The 26,058-nt window shown below is 43.1% G+C and carries 19 protein-coding genes; 1 reads left to right on the forward strand and 18 read right to left on the reverse strand.

All coding sequences use genetic code 11. The annotated features are described in order from the left end of the window. Positions 1 to 6: 6 nt before the first annotated feature. From G4407_RS07260 to G4407_RS07300, 9 genes are all read right to left on the reverse strand, one after another. The gene (locus tag G4407_RS07260; protein WP_173688307.1) at positions 7 to 1,608 is read right to left on the reverse strand and encodes a response regulator; all 1,602 of its coding nucleotides are present in this window, start codon (positions 1,606 to 1,608) and stop codon (positions 7 to 9) included. A gap of 214 nt (positions 1,609 to 1,822) precedes the next feature. Further along, entirely contained in the window at positions 1,823 to 3,490 is a 1,668-nt protein-coding gene (locus tag G4407_RS07265; protein ID WP_173688308.1) for a peptide ABC transporter substrate-binding protein, read from the reverse strand. Positions 3,491 to 3,734: 244 nt separating this feature from the next. Then, on the reverse strand, positions 3,735 to 4,670 hold the full coding sequence (locus tag G4407_RS07270) for an ABC transporter ATP-binding protein (protein ID WP_173688309.1): 936 nt from the start codon (positions 4,668 to 4,670) through the stop codon (positions 3,735 to 3,737). Next, positions 4,667 to 5,743, reverse strand: a complete 1,077-nt coding sequence (locus tag G4407_RS07275) for an ABC transporter ATP-binding protein (protein ID WP_173688310.1) — start codon at positions 5,741 to 5,743, stop codon at positions 4,667 to 4,669. The genes G4407_RS07270 and G4407_RS07275 overlap by 4 nt, the downstream gene beginning before the upstream one ends. 11 nt (positions 5,744 to 5,754) lie before the next feature. Further along, positions 5,755 to 6,858: an oligopeptide ABC transporter permease gene (gene opp3C, locus G4407_RS07280; protein ID WP_243259157.1), complete on the reverse strand. Its 1,104-nt coding sequence runs from the start codon at positions 6,856 to 6,858 to the stop codon at positions 5,755 to 5,757. A gap of 12 nt (positions 6,859 to 6,870) precedes the next feature. Further along, entirely contained in the window at positions 6,871 to 7,800 is a 930-nt protein-coding gene (locus G4407_RS07285; protein WP_173688311.1) for an ABC transporter permease, read from the reverse strand. Between the two features lie 282 nt (positions 7,801 to 8,082). Further along, the gene (locus tag G4407_RS07290; protein WP_173688312.1) at positions 8,083 to 8,883 is read right to left on the reverse strand and encodes a GTP pyrophosphokinase; all 801 of its coding nucleotides are present in this window, start codon (positions 8,881 to 8,883) and stop codon (positions 8,083 to 8,085) included. After that, positions 8,873 to 11,656: a translation factor GTPase family protein gene (locus G4407_RS07295; protein ID WP_173688313.1), complete on the reverse strand. Its 2,784-nt coding sequence runs from the start codon at positions 11,654 to 11,656 to the stop codon at positions 8,873 to 8,875. Before G4407_RS07295 ends, G4407_RS07290 begins: the two co-directional genes overlap by 11 nt. 138 nt (positions 11,657 to 11,794) lie before the next feature. After that, a complete protein-coding gene (locus G4407_RS07300) occupies positions 11,795 to 13,399 on the reverse strand; it encodes an AAA-like domain-containing protein (RefSeq protein WP_173688314.1) in 1,605 nt (534 codons plus the stop codon). Between the two features lie 253 nt (positions 13,400 to 13,652). On the opposite strand from G4407_RS07300, the gene G4407_RS07305 reads away from it, so the two are divergent. Further along, the gene (locus G4407_RS07305) at positions 13,653 to 15,305 is read left to right on the forward strand and encodes a DUF885 family protein (protein WP_173688315.1); all 1,653 of its coding nucleotides are present in this window, start codon (positions 13,653 to 13,655) and stop codon (positions 15,303 to 15,305) included. 360 nt (positions 15,306 to 15,665) lie between these two features. Here the strand turns inward: G4407_RS07305 and G4407_RS07310 are convergent, their stop codons facing one another. The 9 genes from G4407_RS07310 to glpK all read right to left on the reverse strand — a co-directional run bounded on the left by G4407_RS07310 (position 15,666) and on the right by glpK (position 25,964). Continuing rightward, positions 15,666 to 16,283, reverse strand: a complete 618-nt coding sequence (locus G4407_RS07310; protein WP_173688316.1) for a DUF4317 family protein — start codon at positions 16,281 to 16,283, stop codon at positions 15,666 to 15,668. Between the two features lie 457 nt (positions 16,284 to 16,740). Next, a complete protein-coding gene (locus tag G4407_RS07315) occupies positions 16,741 to 17,766 on the reverse strand; it encodes a DUF3878 family protein (protein WP_173688317.1) in 1,026 nt (341 codons plus the stop codon). Continuing rightward, positions 17,767 to 18,795 (reverse strand): transglutaminase domain-containing protein, encoded by a 1,029-nt coding sequence (locus G4407_RS07320; protein WP_173688318.1) that lies wholly within the window; start codon positions 18,793 to 18,795, stop codon positions 17,767 to 17,769. A gap of 19 nt (positions 18,796 to 18,814) precedes the next feature. Next, positions 18,815 to 20,167, reverse strand: coding sequence for an ATP-binding protein (locus tag G4407_RS07325; RefSeq protein ID WP_173688319.1), 1,353 nt, complete (start codon positions 20,165 to 20,167; stop codon positions 18,815 to 18,817). Positions 20,168 to 20,463: 296 nt separating this feature from the next. Beyond that, complete coding sequence (locus G4407_RS07330) at positions 20,464 to 20,823, reverse strand: DUF1667 domain-containing protein (protein ID WP_055260332.1); 360 nt, start codon at positions 20,821 to 20,823, stop codon at positions 20,464 to 20,466. Positions 20,824 to 20,826: 3 nt separating this feature from the next. Beyond that, positions 20,827 to 22,095 (reverse strand): NAD(P)/FAD-dependent oxidoreductase, encoded by a 1,269-nt coding sequence (locus G4407_RS07335; protein WP_173688320.1) that lies wholly within the window; start codon positions 22,093 to 22,095, stop codon positions 20,827 to 20,829. A 17-nt stretch (positions 22,096 to 22,112) separates the two neighbouring features. Next, positions 22,113 to 23,549 carry an NAD(P)/FAD-dependent oxidoreductase gene (locus G4407_RS07340; RefSeq protein ID WP_173688321.1) on the reverse strand — a complete coding sequence of 479 codons (1,437 nt, stop codon included), beginning with the start codon at positions 23,547 to 23,549 and terminating at the stop codon, positions 22,113 to 22,115. 144 nt (positions 23,550 to 23,693) lie between these two features. Further along, the gene (locus tag G4407_RS07345; protein ID WP_022220047.1) at positions 23,694 to 24,407 is read right to left on the reverse strand and encodes an MIP/aquaporin family protein; all 714 of its coding nucleotides are present in this window, start codon (positions 24,405 to 24,407) and stop codon (positions 23,694 to 23,696) included. A gap of 60 nt (positions 24,408 to 24,467) precedes the next feature. Then, positions 24,468 to 25,964, reverse strand: a complete 1,497-nt coding sequence (gene glpK, locus G4407_RS07350; protein WP_173688322.1) for a glycerol kinase GlpK — start codon at positions 25,962 to 25,964, stop codon at positions 24,468 to 24,470. Positions 25,965 to 26,058 lie beyond the last annotated feature (94 nt).

Here is a 26,058-nt window from a genome sequence, read left to right on the forward strand (position 1 = left end):
CTCCCGCTAAGAATGAAGTTTTCGATACAAAACCGGTTTTACTCCTACCTGTTTTGTAAATGTCTGACTAAAATATCTGGAATCTTTATATCCTACCCGATCTCCAATCGCCGCGATCGTCTCATTGGTATTGCACAAAAGCTCTTTCGCTTTTTCCATCCTTACATTCAGCAGATAGGCACTGACATTGATCCCGGTCTCTTTTTTAAACAGCACACTGAAATAAACCGGATTCAGTCCCACGATTTCTGCAAGGTCTTCCAGAACAATTTTTTCACTGTAATGCTCTTCCATATACTTTCTTGCCTGACGGATTGGTTTTACAGATTCTGCTTCTGCCGCCTCCCTGCTTTCTTCCATAACGCCTCCAAGACAGCTTTTCAGACATTTTTTCAATCCACTGATCGTATAGCAGTGCTCACAATTGGAAAGGATCTTCTTCTTTAACCGGCCAATTTCTTCCTGCTGTATCTCCACATGATCAAAAAAGTAATTGACAATCTCTTCTGCTATGTCATAGCACTCCGAAAAATCAAATTTATCCTGTGTCATATACGCGCTGTATATCTGACTGATGCAATATTCCAGCTTTTCCATGGAATATCCTTCAATACCGGTACGGATCCATTCTTTCTGTTCTTCCGACAAAATTTCTTCTCTTCCCAGTTTCCGCGGAATCGTATCTGCATAAATTGTCCTGCCAACGCCTTGTTTGATTCGATTTCCAACTGCCCGGTGTGCTTCTTTTATCGAAAAACGGATCTCTGCAAATTCTTTCCTTTCCGTTCCGACTCCGATTGTCACTTCATACTGTTCAAATCCCATCAGATAATCCTTGATTTCTGCAAGAATATTGTTGATGCTGTTCTTTATCGCCTTTGAATTATTAAAATCATAATTGAACAGACAATAGATATGTAAATTTTCTTTCTCGCAGATTAAGACTTCTTCCGCTTCTGTTTTGAGAATTCCTTCTACGATTTCTTCCACTCTGGATATGGTAAGCTTGTCCTGCTTTTTATCTTTCCTGTTGTAATCCACATAGTCCAGCTTGATATCAATTCCCCGGTAAATCTCCCCCTGAAATTCTACACGGTCATCTACTTCTTCCGGTTCTTCTGTTTCTATGATATTTTTCAGAAAATCTCTTTTTATGATATGTCTGCTCTCAGATACCGTTTCCTTAAATGCTTTTTGTTCCGTCTCTGCTTCCCACTGCTCATTTAATTTTTCTGAAATTTTCCCCATAACATGATTCAGTTCTTCTTCATTGATCGGCTTAAGCAGATAATCCTCGACACCATATTGCAGTGCCTGCTGTGCATACTCGAATTCTTTATATCCACTGATCACAATAAACTTCACATCCCTGTGATGTTCTCTTGTCATCCTGATCAGATCCAGTCCACTGATCTTCGGCATACGAATGTCCGTCAGAACGATATCCGGACACCTGTCACTTTGTATAATCTCGAACGCTTTTTCTCCATTATCGACTACATCTACACACTCCAGATTAAATTCATCCCAATGAATCAATTTGTTTATAAGAGTTCCTATCCTAAGTTCATCATCCACAATTAATACATGCCATTTTTTCTTCTGCATTAACGTACTCTCTCCTCTCTCGATAATAGTCGGCATTTTTATTATAGATGTTAAAAAAATTTCTCGCAACTGAAAAATTTGTAACATACTGTTCTACGAATGGTACAATATCAAAAAATTGCCAGCAATTTTTACATTGCTGGCAAAATATACTATTTTTCTATTTTCTCTTCCCGAAGTTCCCTCAGAATTTCTTACTGCAAATAAGAACCTTCTATTTCTTCTCCGCATACTTAAATGAATAGTTCGATCCTGTACTGTAGAAATAAATTCCACTGACATTCGGACTGATCATCCGGGCAATTGACTGCTGATAGATTGGGAATACCACACAGTCATCTGCAAGCATCTTCTCGCAGTCAACCAGCGCATTCCATCTTGCTTCTGTATCCAGGGCAAGCTCACCATATTTTGCTGAGTCGATCGTATCATCATATTCTGTATTGCTGTAACGACCATAGTTGGTTGAGCTTCCTGTGATGAAGCAGTCAAGATCTGTCATCGGGTCTGCGTAGTCTGGTCCCCATCTTGTAAGACCAAGCTGGTAGTTTCCGTTCTGCATATCTTCCAGACGTGCTTTCTTCGGTTCAACCTTGATTGATACGGTAAGTCCTTCCAGGTTTGTCTGCCATTCATTCTGCAGGAACTGTGCCACCTGCTGTGCAGAGTCACTGTCTTCTGTTACAAGCTCCAGTTCAAGAGAATCGATTCCCAGTTCAGAAAGTCCCTTGCTCCAGTATTCTTTTGCAGCATCTACATCATAGGTCCAGTTATCATAGGTTCCTGCCTGTTTACGGAATTCTGTACCATCCGGACTTACTGCAAGATTTTCTGCCACAATGTAATCAGCCGGTGTAGAGCCGTCTTTCAGAAGAGTATCTGTAACTGCCTCTTTATCAAAAGATTTTGCAAGAGCCAGACGGATATTTTCATTTGCAAGCTCTTTTACTTCTGTGTTCGGAGAAATATACCACATATATCCATCCTGGGAAGTGCTGAAGTTTTCATCATCCTGATACTGTTCGATCAGATCTCCGGTCAGGGTTACTACATCCAGATCTCCTGATTCATAAGACATTGCTGCTGTCTGGTTATCCAGGATAACCTGCCATTCTACACCGTCTAATTTTACATCACCTGCATCATAATAATCATCATTTTTCTCTGCCTTGATCGTCATTGCAGATGGTTCGTAATCTGTGATCTTAAATGCACCATTGCAGAGGATCGTATCTGCTGATGTTGCAAAATTATCTCCTGCTTCCTGTGCAAAATCACGTTTTACAGGTAAGAAGCTCGGGAAAGTCATCAGACTTTCAAACACGGCACAAGGGGAAGAAAGTGTAACCTTCAGAGTTTTGTCATCCACTGCCTCTACACCAAGATCTGTCACTGGTTTATTTCCTGCCACAATATCATCCGCATTCAGAAGACACGCCGTCTGTACAAAGAACTGATACTCACTTCCTGTATTCGGATCTGCCAGTGTCTGCCATGCATATACGAAATCATCTGCTGTCACATCGGATCCATCGGACCATTTTGCATCATCACGAAGCTTAAATGTATAAGTAAGTCCATCATCTGACTTATCTACACTTTCCGCTGCCGCAAGAATTGCATTTCCGTCTTCATCTTTGGTATAAAGACCTTCCATACACTGCGCCAGTACTGAAAATGAGGTTCCGTCATTTGCAAGCTGTGGGTTCAGCGAATCAATTGCTACACCGATCTGATAATGCAACGTATTATCTGACGCGCTTTTCTTTTCGGTACTATCTGTTTTTTCTTCGGTTTTCGAGCTGCCACCGCATCCGGCAAGTGCAGTTATACACAGGGATGCGGTCACAGCCATTGCTGCTGCTTTTTTCCAGTTTTTCATAATCCTACCTCCAAAAATATATTTATCGAAACTCTCTTATCTGTAAAAAGAATGTGCCAAGGCACATTCTCGCGCCGAGCACGTTGCTGAGCGCCAGTGACGCTCGTTAAGCAACGACCGAAGCGGAGCGTAGACCGCTTGCGACATTCTTCATCTTCGTGCGAGTGCGCATCTCCGGCACGCAGTGCCTTTTGTTTCATAGGAAGTTCCTTTGGAATTTCCTATGGAATAAGAAAGTCTGATATCAGTGTAATACCCAGGAATCGAATTCCTCTTCTGTAGAACGTACAAAATGTGTACCTTCTACTTTTCTTAAGATTCCTTTGTTATAATCAATTCCACTGGTTTCATAATCGTAATGCAGTGATGTCCGGTTCTTTTCCACACACGGGTTTGGCTGCGGAATAGCGGAAATCAGGCTCTTCGTGTACGGATGTACCGGATTTTCAAAGATCTCCTCTGTTGTTCCGGTTTCTACCAGATGTCCCAGATGAAGCACCCCGATCCTGTCCGAAATATATTTCACCATGGAAAGGTCATGTGCAATAAACAAATAAGCTGTCTGTGTCTCCTGCTGGATATCTTTCATCAGATTTACCACCTGTGCCTGGATCGACACATCAAGTGCCGAGATACATTCATCCGCAATGATCAGTTTCGGATTCATCACCAGCGCTCTTGCGATCCCGACTCTCTGTCTTTGTCCTCCGGAAAACTGATGCGGATATCTTGTTGCATGCTCCGGGGTAAGTCCAACCTTTTCCAGTATTTCTGCAATTTTATCATTTCTGTCGTCAAAGCTTTTATACATATGATGGATGTCCAGCCCCTGTCCGATGATATCCGATACTTTTTTTCTCGGATTCAGACATTCCATCGGATCCTGGAAGATCATCTGCATATCTACTCTTAATTTTTTCTCATCCGCTTTAGAAAGTTTTCCTGAGCAATCCATGCCCTCAAATGTAATTTTTCCATCTGTCGGCTTATAAAGCCGGATGCAGGATCTCCCGATCGTTGATTTTCCGGATCCGGATTCACCGACAAGACCATAAGTTTCTCCCGGATAAATCTCAAAGCTTACGTCATCGACTGCCTTTACGGTAAACTTTTTATTTACTTTAAAATACTGTTTCAGCCCTTCTACTTTCAGGAGTGGCTCTCTTTTTGTCTCTGTCATACTGCCGCTTCCTCCTTCATCCGGATGATCCTTTTCTTCAGTTCCTCCGGCATTTCTACCTTCGGTGCAAGCGGATGCAAAAGCCATGTCGCCGCGAAATGGGAATCACTGATTTTGAACATTGGCGGTTCTACCCTTGAATCAATCTTGAGCGCATATTTATTTCGCGGTGCAAATGCATCTCCGCACACCGGTTTCTGCAGATTCGGCGGACTTCCCGGTATGGTAAAAAGTCTGCTGTCTGCTGTATTAAGATCCGGCATTGCTGATAAAAGTCCCCAGGTATACGGGTGCTTCGGATCATAAAATATTTCATCGATGCTTCCCTTTTCCACGATTTTTCCCGCGTACATAACGTTGACATAATCTGCAACCTTTGCAACAACTCCCAGATCATGGGTAATATAAATAACAGAAATTCCGGTCTTTTTCTGGATATTTCGGATCAGCTCCAGGATCTTTGCCTGGATCGTCACATCCAGCGCTGTTGTCGGTTCATCACAGATCAGCAGCTCCGGGTTACAGGCAAGTGCGATCGCTATCACCACTCTCTGGCGCATTCCACCGGAAAGCTGGTGTGGATAATTCTTCATCCGCTTCTCGGCATCGGTAATTCCAACCAGCTCCAGAAGCTTCACTGCTTTTTTATAAGCTTCCTCTTTCGGTGTCTTATAATGCCAGATCATTCCCTCCATGATCTGCTTTCCGATCGTCATCAGCGGATTTAACGAGGTCATCGGATCCTGGAATACCATCGCAATTCTTTTTCCGTTGATATGTTCACGGATTTCTTTCTTCTGCATTTTCAAAATGTCACAGCTGACCTTTTCTCCGTCTTCTCTTGTATAAGTAAATTTGATCGATCCACTGTTTACCTGTCCGTTTTTTGCCAGAATCCCCATCGCCGCTTTTGCTGTTACCGACTTTCCTGAACCTGATTCTCCGACGATCGCAACTGTCTCCCCCCTGTAGAGATCTAAATTTACGCCACGGATGGCATTGACATTTCCTGCTGTTGTTTTAAATGATATGGAGAGATCACGAACCTCCAGTATTTTTTCACGTTCTGCCATTTTCATCCCTCCTACATTTCTTTCATTTTCGGATCCAGCGCTTCTCTGAGTCCGTCTGCCAAGAGTGTGAAGCTGAGCATCAGAAGCGACATAACAACCAGTGGGAACACAATCTGATATGGATGCGTTGTAAAATTCTTATATCCGTCTGAGATCATGGTTCCAAGAGATGCAAGCGGGCTCGGAACACCCAGTCCGATAAATGCCAGAAACGCTTCTGTAAAAATCGCATGTGGAATGGAAAACATGGTCTGTGTGATGACCGGTCCGAAAATATTCGGAAAGATTTCACTGAAAATAATTCGGAAACTGCCTGCTCCGAGTGTTCTTGATGCAAGTACAAATTCCCGTTCCTTCAGCTTCAGCATCTCTGCTCTTGCAATCCTGCTCATTCCGATCCATCCGGTAACGATGAGCGCCACCGTGATCGAAGTAAGTCCGGGACTGAGTACCAGCATCATCAGCGTAACAACCACCAGAGTCGGTATACTGTTCACTATTTCCACGATCCTCTGCATGACCATATCGACTTTTCCGCCGAAATATCCGGAGATCAGTCCATAGCTGAGTCCGAAGAGCATATCCACCAGTACCGCAACGACTGCGATATACAAGCTGATTCTGGTTCCGGTCCATGTTCTTGTCCAGATGTCACGTCCAAGTGAATCACTTCCGAACCAGTAATACACATCCGTCTTTTTATTGCTTATGTATTTGTTGATCTTCTTTGCCACACCGGAAGCCTTAACCGTCTCGCTTCCATCCAGGATTCCGAGTTTCTCAAGTCCCGGAACTCTTGGTGCAAGATTCTGATTCTTAATATCCTGCGTTGCGTATGTGTACGGTGTCATGTTCGGTCCGACGATTGCCAAAAGGATAATCAGCAGGATACAAAAGAAACTGATTACAGCACCTTTGTTCTTCTTGAATCTCATATAAGCATCCTTCCAGAAGCTCTGACTTGCAAAGTTTGTATCAATCAGATCTTCGTCCATATGCTGAAATTCAAAATCATCTTCCTGAAACCGGATTCCTTTTAAATATTCTTCCACGTCGGTCACCGGTACTGGCGCCGATGCGGTTTCTGTCATCTGTACTTTTTTCTTTCTCAACATTCCAGTCGCCTCCTATTCCTTCGCAAGTCTGATTCTCGGATCGATCACACCGTAAAGGATATCGACTGCCAGCATCAGAACGATATACATCACACTGTAAATAAATGCAATGGTTATCGTCACATTATAATCATTGGACTGAATTGCCGTTACCATCAGACTTCCGATTCCCGGTATGGAAAAAATCTTTTCAATAACAAGGGAACCAATCATCAGATCGACAACCAGCGGTGCAAGAACGGTAATGATCGGAATCAGAGCATTTCGAAGTGCGTGCCTTACGATCAGCGTTCTTCCCGTAATTCCTTTGCTCTCTGCCAGAAGCATGTAATCACTGTCCAGAACTTCCAGAAGCTCTGTTCTGGTGAATCTTGCAACGGTTGCTATAGAGAACATCGCCAGTGCAATCGTTGGCATTACCGATGAAGCAAATGCTTCTGCGGAATTATATAAAAGCGGGAAAATATTTGCCCGGTATCCCAGAAAATATGCCATTGCAAGTGCAAATACATAAGACGGAAGACTGACACCTAACACGGAAACGATCGTACAGATTGAATCAATCCAGGTTCCGCTTTTCAATGCCGCCGCAATTCCAAGCATGATCCCGATAATCGCTCCAAACACAACGGCCTGACCACCAATCCGGAAGCTTACCGGAAGTCTTGTATTCAGGAGCTTGGAAATATCTGTATTTTTTGAAATACTGTAAGATACTCCGAAATCACCTTTCACAACATTTTTTACATAATTTACAAACTGTACAACGATCGGCTGATCCAGTCCGTATTTCTGATTCAGCACCTGTACCTGAGCCTCTGACAGCTTTTCATCATTGAACGGTGAACCTGGCATGAACTGCAGCATGCAAAAGAGCAGCAAAAGAATAATCAGGATGGTAACGATTGAAACAAACATTCTTTTCGCAATATACTTTTTCACGAAAATCCCTCCCTATTTGTATTTTTAGAAAAGGTAAAATGAAAAAAAGCATAACCGCAATTTTCTGCAGCTATGCCTCTTTGCATTTGACCTTTCTGTTTTTATATACTTTGAAATGCAATTTCCCAGTATATAAAACAAACGGAACATAACTTTTTGTTATGCCCCGTCGCATTTAATATGGGTGTAATTATAATTAGACAAGTTTTATTTGTCAAACTAATTTTGCAACACTTTATTTTCTTTTGTTTTGAACGTCTTTTGCTTTTTATTTTTAATTTTTTATAAGAGATCCTTTATTTTTTTATCCGGTTCTTCTTCTCTGAGTTTTTTCATCTTCCTGAAATACGAACTCATCTCATCTGCCATCCCCGAAAGCCGGTTCAGCAGTCCGGAAAACTCCGTCAGCATCTCATCATCCTTATAGTACGGATACACAATATCATGGTCGATCTCGCTCCATCCTTCTTCAAAAAGCGTTCTGCCCTGGATTTCCAGATAGTATCCGTGATACTTGATGATATAATGCAGTGAACGGTAATACCCGCCTGTCCGCACTTCAATCTGCGTACTGTCATAAATCCTCGTATCCCCGGAACGCTTGTATACTTTTGGACGTTCTGCGATATAGAAGTGCTCCGGATCCTCATCAAAGTCCCGCAGCCTGTCCTCTATATAATTTTTCGGATCATTTTCAAACATCGAAGTGATGAACTTATGAAAATGGATCCAGTCTTCCCGGTAAAGGAAGAAAACCCTGATACCAATCAAATCTGTGATGTATTTGTGGTAATTCGATTTGTTGATATGTTCAAATTTTGCATAATTTTCTTTCCGCTTCCGGATGATCTTTTCCAGAAGGTGCATTGGATTCTTGGTCCTGTAACGATAGGAATGGATCCCTGCCCGCTCAATATCATAGATATATTCATCTACAAATTCTTTTCCCAGATGACGGAACAATTTCGTTTTTGACATATAATCTTCATAGATCTCTGTCAGCTCCTCCCAGGAAATCCGGGCAGCCGTAAGGTCATCCTCTGTCAGATTACAGGTTTTCAGAAATTCCTCTTTATTGATCATTTGCTCTCTCACCCAATTCTTTCCGGCCCATGCGGACCTCTTCCATATGACCGGCAAGCTCCCTGTCCATATGATCGAACAGATAATTTTTCGCACTCTCTTTGTGAAGCTCCCATTCTTCCCGAATCTGCCGGTTCACGATCTTCACCTCTTCCAGGAACTCCCGGGAAGATATGATCGTACCTCCCTGTCCCTGTGTAATCACCTGCTCCACACCATCTGATGTAACTACCGTCACATGATACTTTCTTCCGACCTCATGTACTACCTTTTCAATGTACATATCCGCCGTCTCAGCTTCTTTTGTATACACAACATGAATGTTATGGTATTTGAAAATTTCCATTGCTTCGCCTTCAACCTTGTAGGCATCAAATACCAGGATCAGAGGATAGTTCTTAAACCCCTGATAATTGCAAAGCACATCCATCAGTTTATTTCTTGCTGCTTCAATATTCTCTTTTGCCAGTTCTTTCAGATCATCCCATGCGAAAATAACATTATAACCATCTACCAGCAAATATTCCTGTACGCCTTCTTCATCTTTCTTTGCTTTTGGCGTTTTCCCTGCAGTCACAGTCTTTGGAAGACGATCAGCTTTTCGCTCTACCCGTCCATAAGTCCGGATAAAAATCTCTTCCAGCTCCCTGTCTTCTCTGGCATTACGCGCATAATGCCTGCCGCCTCTGGCTGCTGCTTCTGCTGATCCGCTTTTCTCCTTGCGTAAATTTACCGGTACAGTCTCATCCAGACTTTTTTCTGTCTCTCCTGCCAGCCTTTTCCGCTCTTCCAGGATCTTCGGAAGCTGTGCCTCAATATGCATATGTTCCGGCACTTCCTGCCACGGTACATTATATCCTGCTCCATGAGCACAGAATACAGAGCCCGTCGGATTCTCCACATCCCGCTCCGGATCGTAACCAATCGCCTCTACAACTTCGTCCTGATTATGGCATGGAAAATATCCCTTCAGCGTACAGAACAGTTTCCCTCTTCCTCTGCTGTATGTGGTTACTTCTCTCTGATAATCCTGCATTTCAGACACCGGTGCACTTCCGGTGATCACTGCCATATCATCTTCCGTCTCCGGTCCGTCAAATTCTCCATTCATCCGCTGAATATCCGTAAGTGCACGGCCTGTCATCTCTGACGGAATTTCCAGACGAAACGCATAATACGGTTCAAGCAGTACATTCTCCGCCTGCATCAGTCCCTGGCGGATCGCACGGTACACCGCCTGGCGGAAGTCTCCGCCCTCTGTATGCTTCAGATGTGCACGTCCACTGGCAAGTGTGATCTTCACATCAGTAAGGACCGATCCTGTCAGAACTCCCCGGTGCTCTCTTTCCAGCACATGCGTCAGGATCAGTCGCTGCCAGTTCTTGTCCAGCACATCCTCACTGCAGATCGTATCGATCGAGATTCCACTTCCCGGCTCTCCCGGTTCCAGTATCAGATGCACTTCCGCATAATGACGCAACGGCTCAAAATGCCCTACTCCTTCAACTGTATTTTTAATCGTTTCTTTGTAAACAATATTTCCACTTCCAAAGGAAATATCCACGTCAAACCGTTCTTTTACAAGGCTTTGCAGAATCTCCGTCTGCACTTCGCCCATCAGCTGGACCTGGATTTCTCCTGCCTCTTCATTCCAGACCACGCGGAGCATCGGATCTTCTTCCTCCAGTTGTCTGAAATTCTGCAGCATCCGGTGCACATCACAGCCTTCCGGCAGCTCCACCCGGTAATTCAGAACCGGCTCCAGTATCGGTGCCGACGAACTTTGCTGCATCCCAAGCCCCTGTCCCGGATAAGTCCGGGTAAGTCCTGTCACAGCACAGATACAGCCTTTTTCTGCTTCCTGCACCATCTCGTACTTATCCCCGGAATAAATCCGGATCTGGTTGACTTTCTCCTCCAGAGGTTCTTCCTCCGCCATATATTCCAGGATCTCTTTGACCTTCAGTACTCCGTTTGTGATCTTCATATGTGTCAGACGGCTGCCCTGTGGATCTCTGGATATCTTATATACCTTCGCTCCAAAAGCTTCTTCAGCATGCGTCCCGCTTACCGGTCCGTCCATGTATTTTTCCAGTCCGTCCAATAATTCCTGCACACCTTCCAGCTTCAGTGCTGAACCGAAATAGCATGGAAATACCTTTCGTTCCCGGATCAGCGTCTGAATCTGGCTCGCCGTGATCTCTCCATTTTCCAGATAGCTTTCCATTACCGTCTCGTCGCACATAGACAGCTCTTCCAGAAATTCTTCACCAACTTCTGTAAAATCCACACACTCTCCGCTGAGCTTCCGCTTTAATTCAACAAGTCTGTCCTGTCTGTCCGTACCGTCCTGATCCATCTTATTTATGAAAATAAAGGTCGGGACCTGATATCTTGCAAGAAGATTCCACAGGGTTCGTGTATGCCCCTGCACACCGTCCGCTCCGCTGACAACCAGAATTGCATAATCAAGAACCTGCAGGGTACGCTCCATTTCTGCTGAAAAGTCCACATGCCCCGGTGTATCAAGAAGAGTCACCTGCTTGTCTCCAAGTGCAAAATTCGCCTGCTTGGAAAAAATGGTAATCCCCCTGCTTCTCTCCAGCGTATACGTGTCCAGAAACGCATCTCCGTGGTCAACTCTTCCAAGCTTCCTGATCTGACCGGTAAGATAAAGGATTCCTTCCGAAAGCGTCGTCTTTCCGGCATCCACATGCGCCAGGATCCCGACAGATATATATTGTTTTGGCTTATTTTCAGATGTTGCTGCCATCGAAAAAATGCCCCTTTCTGCTCATAATAATCTCTTGATTATCATATCACAGAAAGGGACATAAGTCGACACGCGAATCTTTTTATCTGTCCTGCTTTTCATATTATTGGTTCTCAGGTAATCTGTAATCAACAGCTTTTATACAACGGCTTCTATAATTTTTTTATCTCCGAGAACAATTTCATGAACTCCTGTCTCTTTATTCTTATTGAAATTGAAACTAAGCAGATATCCTGTCGAAGTATGATAAGCATCCAGATATTCAACCAATTGCTTTTCACCCCGTTCATTATATTCTTTCCCACGCCATATTTTCATTTCAATAACATACTGTTCGCCCAGATAATCCACGATCACATCTGTTCTTTTCTGTCCTCGTGTTCTGGCTTCAATATAATAATTGCCTGTGCCATTGATGATCGGCCGCAGATATAACAGAAAATATTTTCTTCCTTCTTCTTCAACAAAAGTCTGCTCCCGCTCTCCATACAGATCATTAAAATGAACTACAAATCTTTCTAATATAAGCCTCATATTCAGGCGTCCATCCATAATAAACTGGTTCTTATCCAGAAGTGCTGCCGAATAAATCTTTTTACTCTGCATTTCTGATGTTGACAGATACAGATTATACAGCCAGGTCTCAAACAGACGGTTTGCAATCGCCATTACACCATTCTGATTTTTCACAAACCCAAACATCGTTGCAATGCTGATCGACGGCTCATAATAATTATATGCAATTGCTTTCCCCGTAAAAAGCAGAGTATAAAGCATTTCATTTAATTCAGGATAACTGGATAGCTTTTCACTCAGCGATTCAAATAATGTGTTTTTTTCTGCCAGAAGCAGTTTCACTGCTTCGTGAAATCCGGCATCTGTCCAGGCAGCCGTCTTCGAGCCATATTTTTCTTCTGTACTGATGTCTTCATCCATCAACTGGCATATTCTTGAAACCAGAAACGGATAACCGGATGTATAAGCATAAATTGCCTTTGCCATCTTTTCAATATTCATACCTGTTTGATGATCTTTTTCATAAGCTTCCAGCATTCCTGCGATTTCGTTTTCAGAAAAACTCATATCTACCTTGAAATCCGCTGCAATATTCCACGGGCTGTTATATTTGTGCTCTTCGTCCGGACGTATCTTATGACGCAGATTTTTGATATCGTAAACTCCTGCCAGAATCACAGACTGGAATGTTTTCTGCTGAAAACGGTTGATATACTGTGCACGAAGCTGCCCCAGGAAATCAAGAAATACCTGATTATTGGATGCGCTGTCTACCTCGTCAATCATCAGAACAATCGGTTTTTCAGAGGCCTCACAGATATCTCCAAGTTCTTCAAACAGAGGTTTTAATGTGAAATATCCCGCTCTTCCATTTACACTTTTTTCAAGCATTTCTACTGCCTGTTTTAACGGAATCTCCATACCTGATACATACTTCTTAAACTGTCTGAGAAAAGTATTTGCAAAAGACAGCGCAAAAATATTTTCCGTTGCAAAATCAGCACTTCCAAATGTCTGAAAATCCATCATTATGACATCATATTCTTTTTCAAGCATTTTTTTCAGTGCCAACAGCGTTGTCGTCTTTCCATACTGTCTGGCTCTGTTGATCGTAAAATATTTCCCTTCATCTACCAGTGCTTTAATCTGATTCAGGCGTTCAGTGATATCTACCATATAATGTTTTTCCGGAATACATACAGCTGTTGTATTAAATACTTTCCCCATATTTTTGCCTGCCTCCTGTTCGGAACATTATTATCCTTATTTTAGCACGAGTTTTCCGGAAAGTATACGCTCTTTCCCGGAAACTCTTCATTTTCCAAGTGAAATATTTTTTACTTTCTCTCACGCAAAAGCTGTTCAATTTTTGAAATAAAAAGATCAAATACAACGTCATTTTTTTCACTTTTCATTTGACATTTTCTGCGGTAAGATACAATCAGAACAAATTTCTAAAAAAGGAGAGCGCTATTTACTTATGAAAAATACTGACTTAACCAATACTTACCGCGAACTTGACAGAGAACTTGCCATTTTGCATGACCAACTCGAAAGCCACCGTTCTTTTGAAAAGATCCTTTTTCTCCCGACTCCCGAAAAGATCAGGTCGGTCCGTGAAAAATGGAACGATTTAAAAACACAGGTTGAAAACCTGGATGCACCGGACAATGTCTATCGTCTGGTGAAGCATCATCTGAAAGACTTCCTGGATTCTCTTAAATTTACCATCGAAGAAAAAGAACACAGTCCGGAAGCACCTCTCCTGGATTTTGTCTATTATCTTCAGGAAGTCGCTCGCTGTGACAGACGTTCTAATGAAGTACGTCTCGATGTCCTAACCAGAAAATTACAGGCATTCCATGAAAATCAGGATTTGATCCTTAATCTGATCCACACACAATACGGCGAAAATGAAGCTTCCCTTTCTTCTGCCTTCGCCCGCGCAAGGCTGGATATGCAGCGCGACCAGAAACTGTTAAATGAATATTTCCCGGATTTCGCAGAAGAACAGATTGCGTCTTTATCTCAGTCCTTCCAGATTTTTATCGATCAGCTTCAGGAAATGGCAGATTTACTCGGTTCTGACTGCCAGTCTGACTCTGAAGAATTGTTAAAGGATGATCTCTCAAAGACCATCAAGATGGATCCGGAAGCTTACCGCAGCCTTCTGAAAAACCGTCTTGGTGTATCTCTCGACGAACTGCTTGCATGGCATAAAGAAGAAATTGAAAAGACCCGTGCTGAAGTCTTCGAAATCGCCTCCAAATTAGATCTTCCGGAAGGAACTCCTAAGACAATGAAAGAAGTCAGCGATGTGCTTTTCCGTTATGCCGGTCCTTGTGACAGTGCCGAGGAAATGTATACACGTGCCAGAAATTATCTGAAACGTACCCGCGCTGTCGCTCATGAATATGTACGTCTTCCGGAAGATGAAACCTGTCTGTGCGTTCCGCTTCCGCCTTGCTATAAGGATTCTTACCCTTGGGGCGGTTATGAGGGTGGTGATTTCCGTGTCAAACCGCTCCGCGGCCAGATGTTCCTGAATCAGTATAATTATCAGAACATTACTGATGGCTGGATCAAGATGAATACCATGCACGAAACTTATCCGGGACACCATGTCCAGTTTATCCGTGCAGCGATCGATCCAATACCGGAAACTGTAAAAATAGGAGCCAAAAGTGTACCTCTGGAAGAGGGAACCTGTATCCGGACTGAACGTGCATTTACCTTTATCTTTGCGGAAGACCCGTTCTTCCCTCTGTTCGTTGCATTCCGCCGTCATCATGCCTCTGTCCGTATCCTGGTTGACCTGCAGCTGTATTATTTTGGAGCGACACTGGAGGATGCTGTTAAAATCTACGAAGAAGAGCTGGGCTTTGACCGCGTAACTGCCCGCGCCCAGGTACAGGCACACCAGAATGCGCCTGGATATTTCACCTGCTATTATTATGGAATGAAGAAAATCTGCGACTGGGAAAAACAGTATGGCTATACAAAATGGGATTACACGGAACTGCTGTTCTCAGCTGGGCGGATCAGTATGGAAAGCCTGGAGATGCTGGTTAAGATGACCAAAGAAGAGCAGGGACGCTTCTTTACGGAGTTTCGGAGCTTGCTGATGGAATAATAATATAGGGGAGTTGTTTGTAAAGGGGACGAAAACCCGGAGCCACCCACCTATCCTGTCAGATTCCCACGCACTGGACATTTCGATGAGCCTCTGAAAACGTATATTGTGTCAGCAACGGCTTCCACAATATACTGAGTCTCATCTCCATAGTGCTCAAGGGAATCTGACAGGATAGGTGGGTGGCTCCGGGTTTTCTGGTACTGGTGCAACTCAAGATAATTGCATATTAGAGACATCAGCTCGCTGCGCATGACTGATGGTGATTTGTTTGTCCAAAGTTTAAGTGTTGCCGTAAGTAAAATTTAAAATAATGGAATAATTTCTAAAATATATCTTTAAAATATTCATAATAAAATCTTACATTTTTATAAGTCTGCTTAAATCCTCGCGTTTCTTTTCTGTGGTTCCATAGATGTTGATGTGATTCAGGTCGCCACTACGGTCTGTAAAAGCGGGGAAGAGGAAGCCGGATGTTGGAGAACCGGGTTCGTATTCGCCGACAAGGGGACAGATGGCGCAGATGAGATAGGGGAACATCTCTTCGGATTCACCGAGGCGTTCTTTATCGGCTGCTTTGGCTGGGATATCGTAGTTATCATGGAAAACATAGATCGCGTAAGGGGTGGTGATCCGGATGTTTTCCATGATGATATCATAAAGGGTATCCATCAGGGCATCGTTTTTGAGTTCGCAGTCTCTGAGCGCCATCAGAAGCTGCCACATACTTCCGGCTTTCTGATTTTCTGTCTGGATCTCGTATTTTTTCAGTTGTGTGTTTGTCTCTGCAAATGGAATGGTTTTGGCGATTGCGAGATTTTTTGTTTTTTCTGATGGAGAAAGTTTGAGAAAATTGATGTTAAAGCTTCCGTCAAAATCTCCGTCTGCATCTACATAGCAGCCTGCAATTCTTGTAAATGATGTTCTCGTCGGTGTCATCCGCCTTGTCAGTTCCAGCATATCTGTTCGGTTGATCATTTGTATCTGTTCCTTTCTATGGATATCAATTGAGCACTAAATCTGTTGATTTATTTTTACCTTTTATAGTTTGCAGTCAGTCCAAATATCTTGTTTTGTTGACTTAATTTTAGCTTCTTTAATTTTAAGTCAACTTTTTTAGTGCTCTTCGTTGACTTATTTTCTACTTTTTCAATTTAGAATCAACTTCCTGGGTTTTTTTATTGACTTATTTGTCAATTTCTCAATTTACAGTCAATTTCCTATACTCTTTTAGTTGACTCTTTTTCCGTTTTCTCAATTCGCAATCAATTTCCAGGACTCTTTTTGTTGATTTAGTTCCGAATTTTCCATTTTAAAGTCAACTTTTAAAACTCTTTTCATTGACCTATTTATGATTTTTCGCACTTTCCAATCAACTTTATCGTCTCACTCCGTTGACCTGTTTCCGTCTTTTAAGTTTTCAAATCATACATTGCTAAAATTCTTCTATTTCAACAACACGATCTCCCCTTTTTTCTTTCCATATCATCAGATACACTTTGAAATCTACCGAATCTCTCGCCGCTGCAAATGGCTCCTCACGTACAAGTGTAACTTCCTGTCCTTTCGACTCTAGTTCCTCTTTTCTTTGTTGTGCCTTCAGTAAAACTTCACCATATTTCTGATTGAATTCCTCTCCGAAATCCCTTCGTGGATAATTTTCCGCTTCTTCGATCAACTTTTTATCCAACAACTCTACAACTGCCGCATGTTTCGCACGATGCAGCAATCCGGCAATCCATCTGCTCATCCTTTTTCCATAATACTTCCGGTAAATATGCAGCCACCTTAACAGACTCCAATCCTCTGCTTCTCTGGCAAGCTCTTCCATCACATCGATTGCCTCTTCTGCTGGACTCCATGGATCCTCCATTGGAACAATATATTTTTCCGGGACTGCCGGATAGCAGGCATAGTTCAGTGGCGGAAAATGCACCAGACTGGCAAGTCTTTGCTCTGCTTCACTTGCCGCCTCTTCTCCAAGGTATTCGCATTTATCACGCAGAATCGCCAGCCGGTATTCCAGAATCCGCAGATACTCGTACCCTTTCACCCAGAAATGTCCCACATCTCCGTAATTATAAAGGTTCACCTCCAACTGAAGATCCTGGAAAAAGATCGTCACAACCGTCTCGCCCTGATATACAATAAGCACGTATTCTCCGTCCTCCTGGCTTAAAGTTGCGTCCAGCTCTCCTTCATAATCTTTCTGATAATGCCCGGTCATTCTTGCACCAGAGAATACCAGAAAGCTTTCCACTGCATCATTCATCAGATACACGAGACGGATTTCATCCTGGTTTTCCACATCTTTGTCTGGAAACAGAAGTTCAAACTGATCCTGACCTAACAGTTCGGCAAGCTTCTGAAATGCCTCCGGAATTTCTTCTGTATATCCATCTTCCATTTCCACAGATTCTTCCTCTGCCAATATATTCTCCTGCATTTCCAGTTCGCTCATCTATTCCTTTTCTCCTTCATTTGCCTCTTCCATATCCACACAGGCAAGTCCTCTGTCCTCCACATAACTGACGCGGATCACTGCCTGCGACCAGTTGAGGCTGATCCTGGCAGCCTTCTGCTTTTCTTCTCCGGCTTTCCGGAGCAGATCCAGAAGCTTTTCCAGAACCTCTCTTGTCAGATAGCCGCCTCTCCACTGGAAGGTCAACGTCCTGCCCTTCTTGGCTGCCTGCAGCGACCGTTTATAGACATCCTCTTCTTTTGTAAAAGAAAGTTTCTTCTCCCGGTAATAAAAATGATCCCCATTCGTACAGACCGGTGCCGGTGCGATCAGCGGTTCATGATCTCGGAAAATCTTTTTATCGTCCAGATTGAAATAATCATAGCGAATCTCCTGCCCTGCCACGCTGTGCTTTCCAAGCGTATTGTCAAAGGTTGCATCCAGATGATAATATGTACCGCCTATTTTTACAATATTCCAGGTATGACGGTACTTGATCCCTTTTTCCGGATTGTTGCCACAGACTGCGATCATGCACCAGATTCCAAGAGCATCACAGAGTACTTTTACCGACTTTGCAATTCCTTCGCACACACCGACTCCATGTCCGAGTGGACCGATGATCTCATGGGAATACGCCTTTTTCAACTTATCATAAGTCACATTTTCACAGATAAAATCATGAATATATTTCTCCTTTTCCCATTCAGACAAATCCTTTGCCGCTCTTGCCAGCTTCTCTACCCGGGCAGTCATTGCCTTCTGGTGCTCCCGGATTTTATTTTTGTCAAACAGATACTCCGGTACAAAGATCAGATTCGGAGAGTCCTGGTAGTATTTATACTTATATCCTGTCATCCAGAAAATCTCCGGGTGATCCAGCCGAAGCCTGAAAAAGACATCATAAAGCTCCGCACTTTCTATGCGCGGTATCTGAAATTCATCCGCAAGCGCATTCGCTCCCTGCATGATTACATGGTATGCGGCCTGCTGTGCTTTGGTCATTCTGGTATAGTAAAATGGTTCCATGAAAATCCTCCTGCAAATTCTACAGTAACATCGTCATATAAATTGGTATATACATAATTCCGTCCTGATATTTTAAATCTTTTGTATAGATAATAAATCTGTCTTCCGACTTTAACTGATACTTCTGAATCAGATAATCAAATGATTTGTGTGACATATAATTTGAAGATTTTACTTCGATCGGACAGATCTTCTTTTTTTTCACGATCATAAAATCGATCTCATATTTCTTTTCCCTGGTCGTCCCTTCCGGTGTATACAAATATTCATGAAAATACAACTCATGACCTGCCGTTCTGAGCATCTGTGCTACAATATTTTCAATGATCATTCCCTGATTTATCCCAAGATTATCTATAATCAGAGCCTTATATAAATCCTCATCTGTATTATCCCGGTTCTTCATAATCTGTGTAACCAGTAATCCGGTATCACCCATATATAATTTAAAATTACTTCTGTCTGCAAATAATTCTAATGCAACTTCCGGCTTTGTAACATTGATACACTCATTTCCGATCATTGCTTCTGAAATAAAGCTTACTGCATCTATATAATTTTGGTAACGTGCATTTTTATCCACCATGGAAAGTTTGAAATGCGAATTTTTATTCTCCAGCTGCTCTGGTATTGTACGATAAATAACTGACGCTTTTTCCCGATTTTCTGTATCATATTTTGCCAGATCTTCTTCATAAAGGTTCAGAATATTCCTCTTTACAAAATCGATCTGCGCATAGCTTTTTCCTGAAACATAAGCATCTACCGCTTGTGGCATCCCACCTACAACCATATACGTGCGGAAACTTTTCATGATTCTCCGATGAATCGCATCTCCAAGTGGCTTTCTTTTTTCAAAAGCTTCTCTGATTGTAGGAATCGTAACCTCATCATTGATTGCCCATAAATATTCTTCAAAATCCATCGGGTACATCTTAATCCGGTATTCTTCTGAAGGAATCAGTATATCCTTTACATTTTTCCGAATTGAGATCAGTGATCCTGTCTCAATATACTCATACCGTCCATCCGCAACAAGATATTTTATCGCCTGCCGTGCCTGTGGAAACAGCTGTACCTCATCGAAAATGATCACGCAATTCTTCCCTTTTAAACTTTTTCCTTTTAGGAGAAACAGATTTCTGAAAAACGTATCCAAATCATTCATATTCTCGACAAAATTATTTTTAACATCTATGCTTTCTCTTGCAAAATCAAGAATCATATAATCATCATATTCATTTTTTGCGAAATCCTCTACAATGGTACTTTTTCCAATACGTCTGGCTCCTTCAAGCAATACTGCTGATGTGCCTGCTGCCAATGTTTTCCACTCAATCAGTTTGTCATAAACTTTTCTTTTAAAAATCATTTAGCATTCCTCATTTCATTTTACTTGGTAGTATTATAGCATATTTCCGCCTTAATTATACCATTTTTCACGAAATCGCAAAATGTTTATGCCTGCTTTTTAACGAAAAACAGAAATGTTTTCATAGAGTTCTTAACGAAAACACAAAATGTTTATACCACTTTCTTAACGAAAAACAGAAATGTTTATACTGAGATTTTCACGAAATCACAAAATGTTTCTCCAGAATACAATATTAAAAAGTCCCATATGGCAACCCTTTCCGTCACCATACAGGACTTCTCCTTCTTTTCCTTTTATTCTACATTCTTCGTCGCAACAATATCCACGCCCGTATCAGCCACATTTTCAAGGATCACATCCCCAATATGAACCGGAGCCGGAACTTCAATTCCTTTGAGCGCCTTCACACATTCAAAGATTTTGCCCTTCGGGATATCTTCTTTCGTCTTCACCGATACCATATCGATGCTTCCGCCGGACACCCGCACGGTCGAAGTTACGATTCTCGTCGGATTTGTCACTTCTTTTCTTGCGTATACATCACCGCGCTTGCATGTATTTCCGGTGACGCTCACCACTTCTTCCCCATTCATTACAACTGTAAGAGGGCAGCCCATCGGACAGCCGATACATGTCAATTTTCTCTCTTCCATCGTCTACGCCTCCTCAATCTTTACTGTGATGGTCTGCAGATCCGGATATTTCAGAAGCTGCTCTTTTGTCAGCTTAATCTCTTCCATCTCACCTGGTGCAACAACCGGACGTTTTCTGTGGATCACTCTCTCATCATCAAAATATGCGCTGATATAACAGTTCTTGTAGACACCGCCCACACGGAAACGCACGGTCAGGTTCTCATCCATCCGGTCTACGTTAATCGTTCCCGGAACTGTATAGCGGACACCTTCGACTGGATTCATTTTAATCTCTTTTCCGCCCTGTCTGTGCGCTTCTCCCTGTTTTACATATTCCGCAGCATTTCTTCCTGCAGTTCCGGCTTCTTCCGATACAAAGTCAACCAGGTCATGCACATGCAGGACATTTCCGCAGGCAAATACGCCTTCAATGTTTGTTTCCAGGCTCTCATTTACCTTCGGTCCTGATGTGACAGGGTTCATATCCACGCCCATACCTCTTGAAATCTCATTTTCCGGAATCAAGCCTACGGAAAGAAGGAGGGTATCACAGCTGTATTCTTCTTCGGTTCCAGGAATCGGTTTTCCGTGACTGTCCACCTGTGCCAGTGTAATGCCTTCCAGACGCTCTTTTCCTTTGATATCAACAACCGTATGGCTCAGCTTCAGCGGAATGTCATAATCATCCAGACACTGTACGATATTTCTCTTCAGTCCTCCGGAATATGGCATCAGCTCTGCAACAACCTTAACCTTTGCGCCTTCAAATGTCATTCGTCTTGCCATGATCAGTCCGATGTCGCCGGAACCAAGAATCACAACCTCCCGCCCCGGCATATAGCCTTCGATATTGACCAGTCTCTGTGCCGTACCTGCTGAGAAAATACCCGCCGGACGATAACCCGGAATATTAAGTGCACCTCTGGAACGCTCACGGCATCCCATTGCCAGAACAACCGCCTTCGCCTGAATCTCGAAAAGACCTTCCTCCCGGTTCATTGCGGTGACAACCTTCTGCGGGCTGATATCCATAACCATTGTATTCAGCTTGTATTCAATATTCAGTTCTTTCGCCTGATCTATAAAACGTCCTGCATATTCCGGTCCGGTCAGTTCTTCCTTAAAAGTATGGAGTCCGAATCCGTTGTGGATGCACTGATTCAGGATACCGCCAAGTTCTTTATCTCTTTCCAGGATCAGGACACTGTCCACTCCGCTTTTCTTCGCCGAAATTGCAGCCGCAAGTCCCGCCGGTCCTCCTCCAATGATAACAATATCATAAGCTCTCATGATGCAATGCCTCCCTTTTATAACGAATCCTTATTAGTACCTGTAACAATTTTAGAATCTCCACCGGATTTTGTGATCTCGAACATACTCACATGGCGTTCTCTCGCCAGGATCTCCATCGTTCTCGGTGAGCAGAAACCAGCCTGACAGCGTCCCATTCCGGCTCTTGTTCTGCGTTTCACCCCGTCCAGAGATTTGGCGCCGAGCGGTCTGTTGATCGCATCCATGATCTCACCCTCTGTAACCATTTCACAGCGGCAGATAATATTTCCGTATTCCGGTTTCTCTTTGATCAGTTCCATTCTTTCTTCCCTGCTGAGTGTATTCGGATCCAGAACGCCCTTTCTTGTTGCGATAAAATCTTCTTTTTCTTCCAGATCCATTTTATCTTTGAGGATCTGTGCCACCATTTCTCCGATTGCCGGTGCACTGGTAAGTCCCGGTGATTCAATGCCTGCACAGTCGATAAATCCTTTTGCATCCTCGACTTCCCCGATCAGGAACTCATGTCCGTCCTCATGTGCACGAAGTCCTGCAAAAGAAGTAATCACCTGCCGGAGCGGAATATTTTTCACATTCATCTCTGCTCTCTCGATCACCTGATCCAGTCCTTCTCTTGTCGTATTGGTTCCTTCTTTATCTTCGATATCGATTGCCGTTGGCCCAAGGATCAGATTACCGTGAACCGTCGGTGCAACCAGAATGCCTTTTCCATATTTTCCCGGAAGTGCAAAAATCGTCTTGCTCACATGACTTCCCGCACTCTTATCAAGCAGACAGTAATCTCCTCTTCTAGGGGTAATGTGGATCTTCTTCTCACTTACCATATTATGAAGCCTGTCTGCATAGACTCCGGCTGCATTTACCACGTACCTTGTCTGGAAAACCCCGTTATTTGTATGGATCTCCCAGCCCTCATCTATTGGTTTAAGATCCGTAACTTCCGTATCAAATTTGAACTCCACACCATTTACATTTGCATTCTCAGCCATTGCAATGTTCAGATTAAACGGACATACAATTCCGGCTGTCGGTGCATAAAGTGCGGCATACGCCTGATCGGAAATATTCGGTTCCATTTCTTTCAATTCCTCACGGTTAAGAATTCTTAACTCCTTAACACCATTTGCAACGCCTCGGTCATACAGTGCCTGAAGATTCGGCATATCCTCTTCATGCAGACATACAACCAGCGAGCCATTTTTCTTAAATGGGAAATCCAGATCCTTTGAAAGCTGTTCCATCATCTGATTTCCCCTGACATTCAGTTTTGCCATCAGCGATCCTTCTGCCGCATCATAACCGGCATGGACAATTGCACTGTTTGCCTTGGAGGTACCACAGCATACATCCTCTTCTTTTTCGATTACACATGCCTTCACTTTATAACGTGACAGCTCTCTTGCTGTTGCCGCACCGGATACTCCAGCCCCGATAATTATTACATCATACATTCCCAGATCACTCCTTAATAACTGTTTTTTCTTCCTGAACTTCCTGCTTATGAAAAAGAGCCTGCCAAGTAAACGCATTTCCCTATGCGGTTATCCTGTCAGGCTCTCTCATCTCATGCCATTACCATTTTCAATTCTGAATTTTTACCACGGAATTGCTCCATACAGTAATACTGCTGCGATTGCTCCGATGATTGGTCCGATGATCGGTACAACCAGACCGTATCCGAAGTTTGAATCACCTTTTCCTTTAATCGGAAGTACTGCGTGTGCAAGTCTTGGTCCAAGATCTCTTGCCGGGTTGATCGCATAACCGGTCAGTCCACCAAGTGACATACCTACTGATACGATAATTCCGAATACAAATAATTTGTCAACGCCTGTGGAAAGTCCTGTCACGTTTCCAATTCCCTTGATCGCAAATACAAGGATAAATGTTCCAACTGCCTCACTGAAAATATTCAGTCCTGTGTTTGCAATTGAAGGTCCTGTACAGAATACACCAAGCTTTGTTCCCGGATCTTCTGTTGCGTCAAACTGTCCTTTGAAAAGTAAATAAACGATACATCCGCCTACGAATGCTCCTGCGATCTGGGCGATGATATATCCAGGAACCATCGACCATGCAAAACTTCCGTCGACTGCAAGTGCGATCGTAAGTGCCGGATTAAAGGAAGCTCCTGAAGCCTCTCCGAAAATAAATGCCGGAAGCAGAACTGCAAGACCCCAGGCAAATGTAATCTGAACCGCACCGGCACCTTTCATACCGGATTTGTTAAGGTTCACATTTGCTACTACTCCATCTCCAAGAATAATAAGTATCATTGTTCCAAGAAACTCTGCTATATAAGGTAACATAAAAAGTCCCCCTTTTCCTTATTCAATGTTCTGTTTTCATTTCCTTTTTACTGTCAGAATCTAATCTTCTTTTGCCCATCCGTAAGCATATTTGACAGCCTTATTCCAGCCTTTAATCCGTTTTTCTCTTTCTTCATCTGCAATCTTTGGCTCGAATGTCTTATCAATTGCCCAGTTCTTAATAACATCCTCTTTACTTGCCCAGTATCCAACTGCAAGACCTGCAAGATAAGCAGCTCCCATTGCGGTTGTCTCTACACACTGCGGACGGTTAACCGGTGCATTGATGATGTCAGACTGTGTCTGCATCAGGAAATCATTTGCACTTGCTCCACCGTCAACCTTAAGTGCTGCAAGTTCAATTCCGGAGTCAGCCTTCATCGCTTCCAGAACATCATTTACCTGATAAGCAAGGGATTCCAGAGTTGCGCGGATAATGTGATATTTATTAACACCACGTGTAATTCCTACGATCGTTCCTCTTGCATACTGATCCCAGTGCGGTGCTCCAAGTCCGGTAAATGCAGGTACTACATAGCATCCGTTTGTATCTTTTACTTTCTTAGCCATGTATTCTGAATCCGGTGCGGAATCAATAATACGAAGTTCATCTCTCAGCCACTGGATTGCAGCTCCTGCCACGAAAATTGAACCTTCCAGTGCGTAATTTACTTTTCCATCCAGTCCCCATGCGATGGTTGTTACCAGTCCGTTCTTTGAGAAGATCGGTTTCTCACCGGTATTCATCAGCATGAAACATCCTGTTCCATATGTATTCTTTGCTTCGCCTGCATTGAAGCATGTCTGTCCAAACAGTGCGGACTGCTGGTCTCCTGCTGCTCCTGCGATCGGAATCGGTCCACCAAGGTAAGAAGGATCTGCTTCTCCATATACACAGCTTGACGGTTTTGGTTCCGGAAGCATGCATTTCGGAATGCTCAGCTCTGCAAGGATCTCATCATCCCATTCAAGCGTATTGATATTGAACAGCATAGTACGGGAAGCATTTGAATAATCAGTTACATGAACTGCACCTTTTGTCAGTTTCCAGATCAGCCATGTCTCAACTGTACCGAATAATAATTCTCCCTTTTCTGCTCTCTCTCTTGCTCCCGGCACATTATCAAGAAGCCATTTTACCTTTGTTCCTGAGAAATACGCATCGATAACAAGTCCTGTTTTTTCTCTGAATTTATCGGTAAGTCCTTTTTCCTTCAGACTGTCACAATACTCAGAAGTTCTGCGGCACTGCCATACGATTGCATGATGGATCGGCTCTCCTGTCTCTTTGTCCCAGACGATGGTTGTCTCTCTCTGGTTCGTAATACCGATTGCTGCAATGTCCTCTGCTTCTGCCCCAATCATGTTCATTGCTTCAACGGCTACACCAAGCATACTTGCCCAGATCTCATCTGCATCATGTTCAACCCAGCCCGGTTTCGGGAAATACTGTGTGAATTCCCTCTGTGCAACGCTGCACATTTCTCCTTTTTCATTGAACAGGATACATCTGTTACTTGTTGTTCCCGCATCCAGTGCCATTACATACTTAGCCATACTCTTTTTCCTCCTTTAATAAAAATCGCTGCTTTGCATGTTTTATAGTAAAGCGGATATTCTATGCCGCTTCGCTACTTACTCATCCTCAAAT

The organism is Allocoprococcus comes (genome assembly GCF_013300725.1).
Lineage (GTDB): Bacteria > Bacillota > Clostridia > Lachnospirales > Lachnospiraceae > Allocoprococcus > Allocoprococcus comes_A.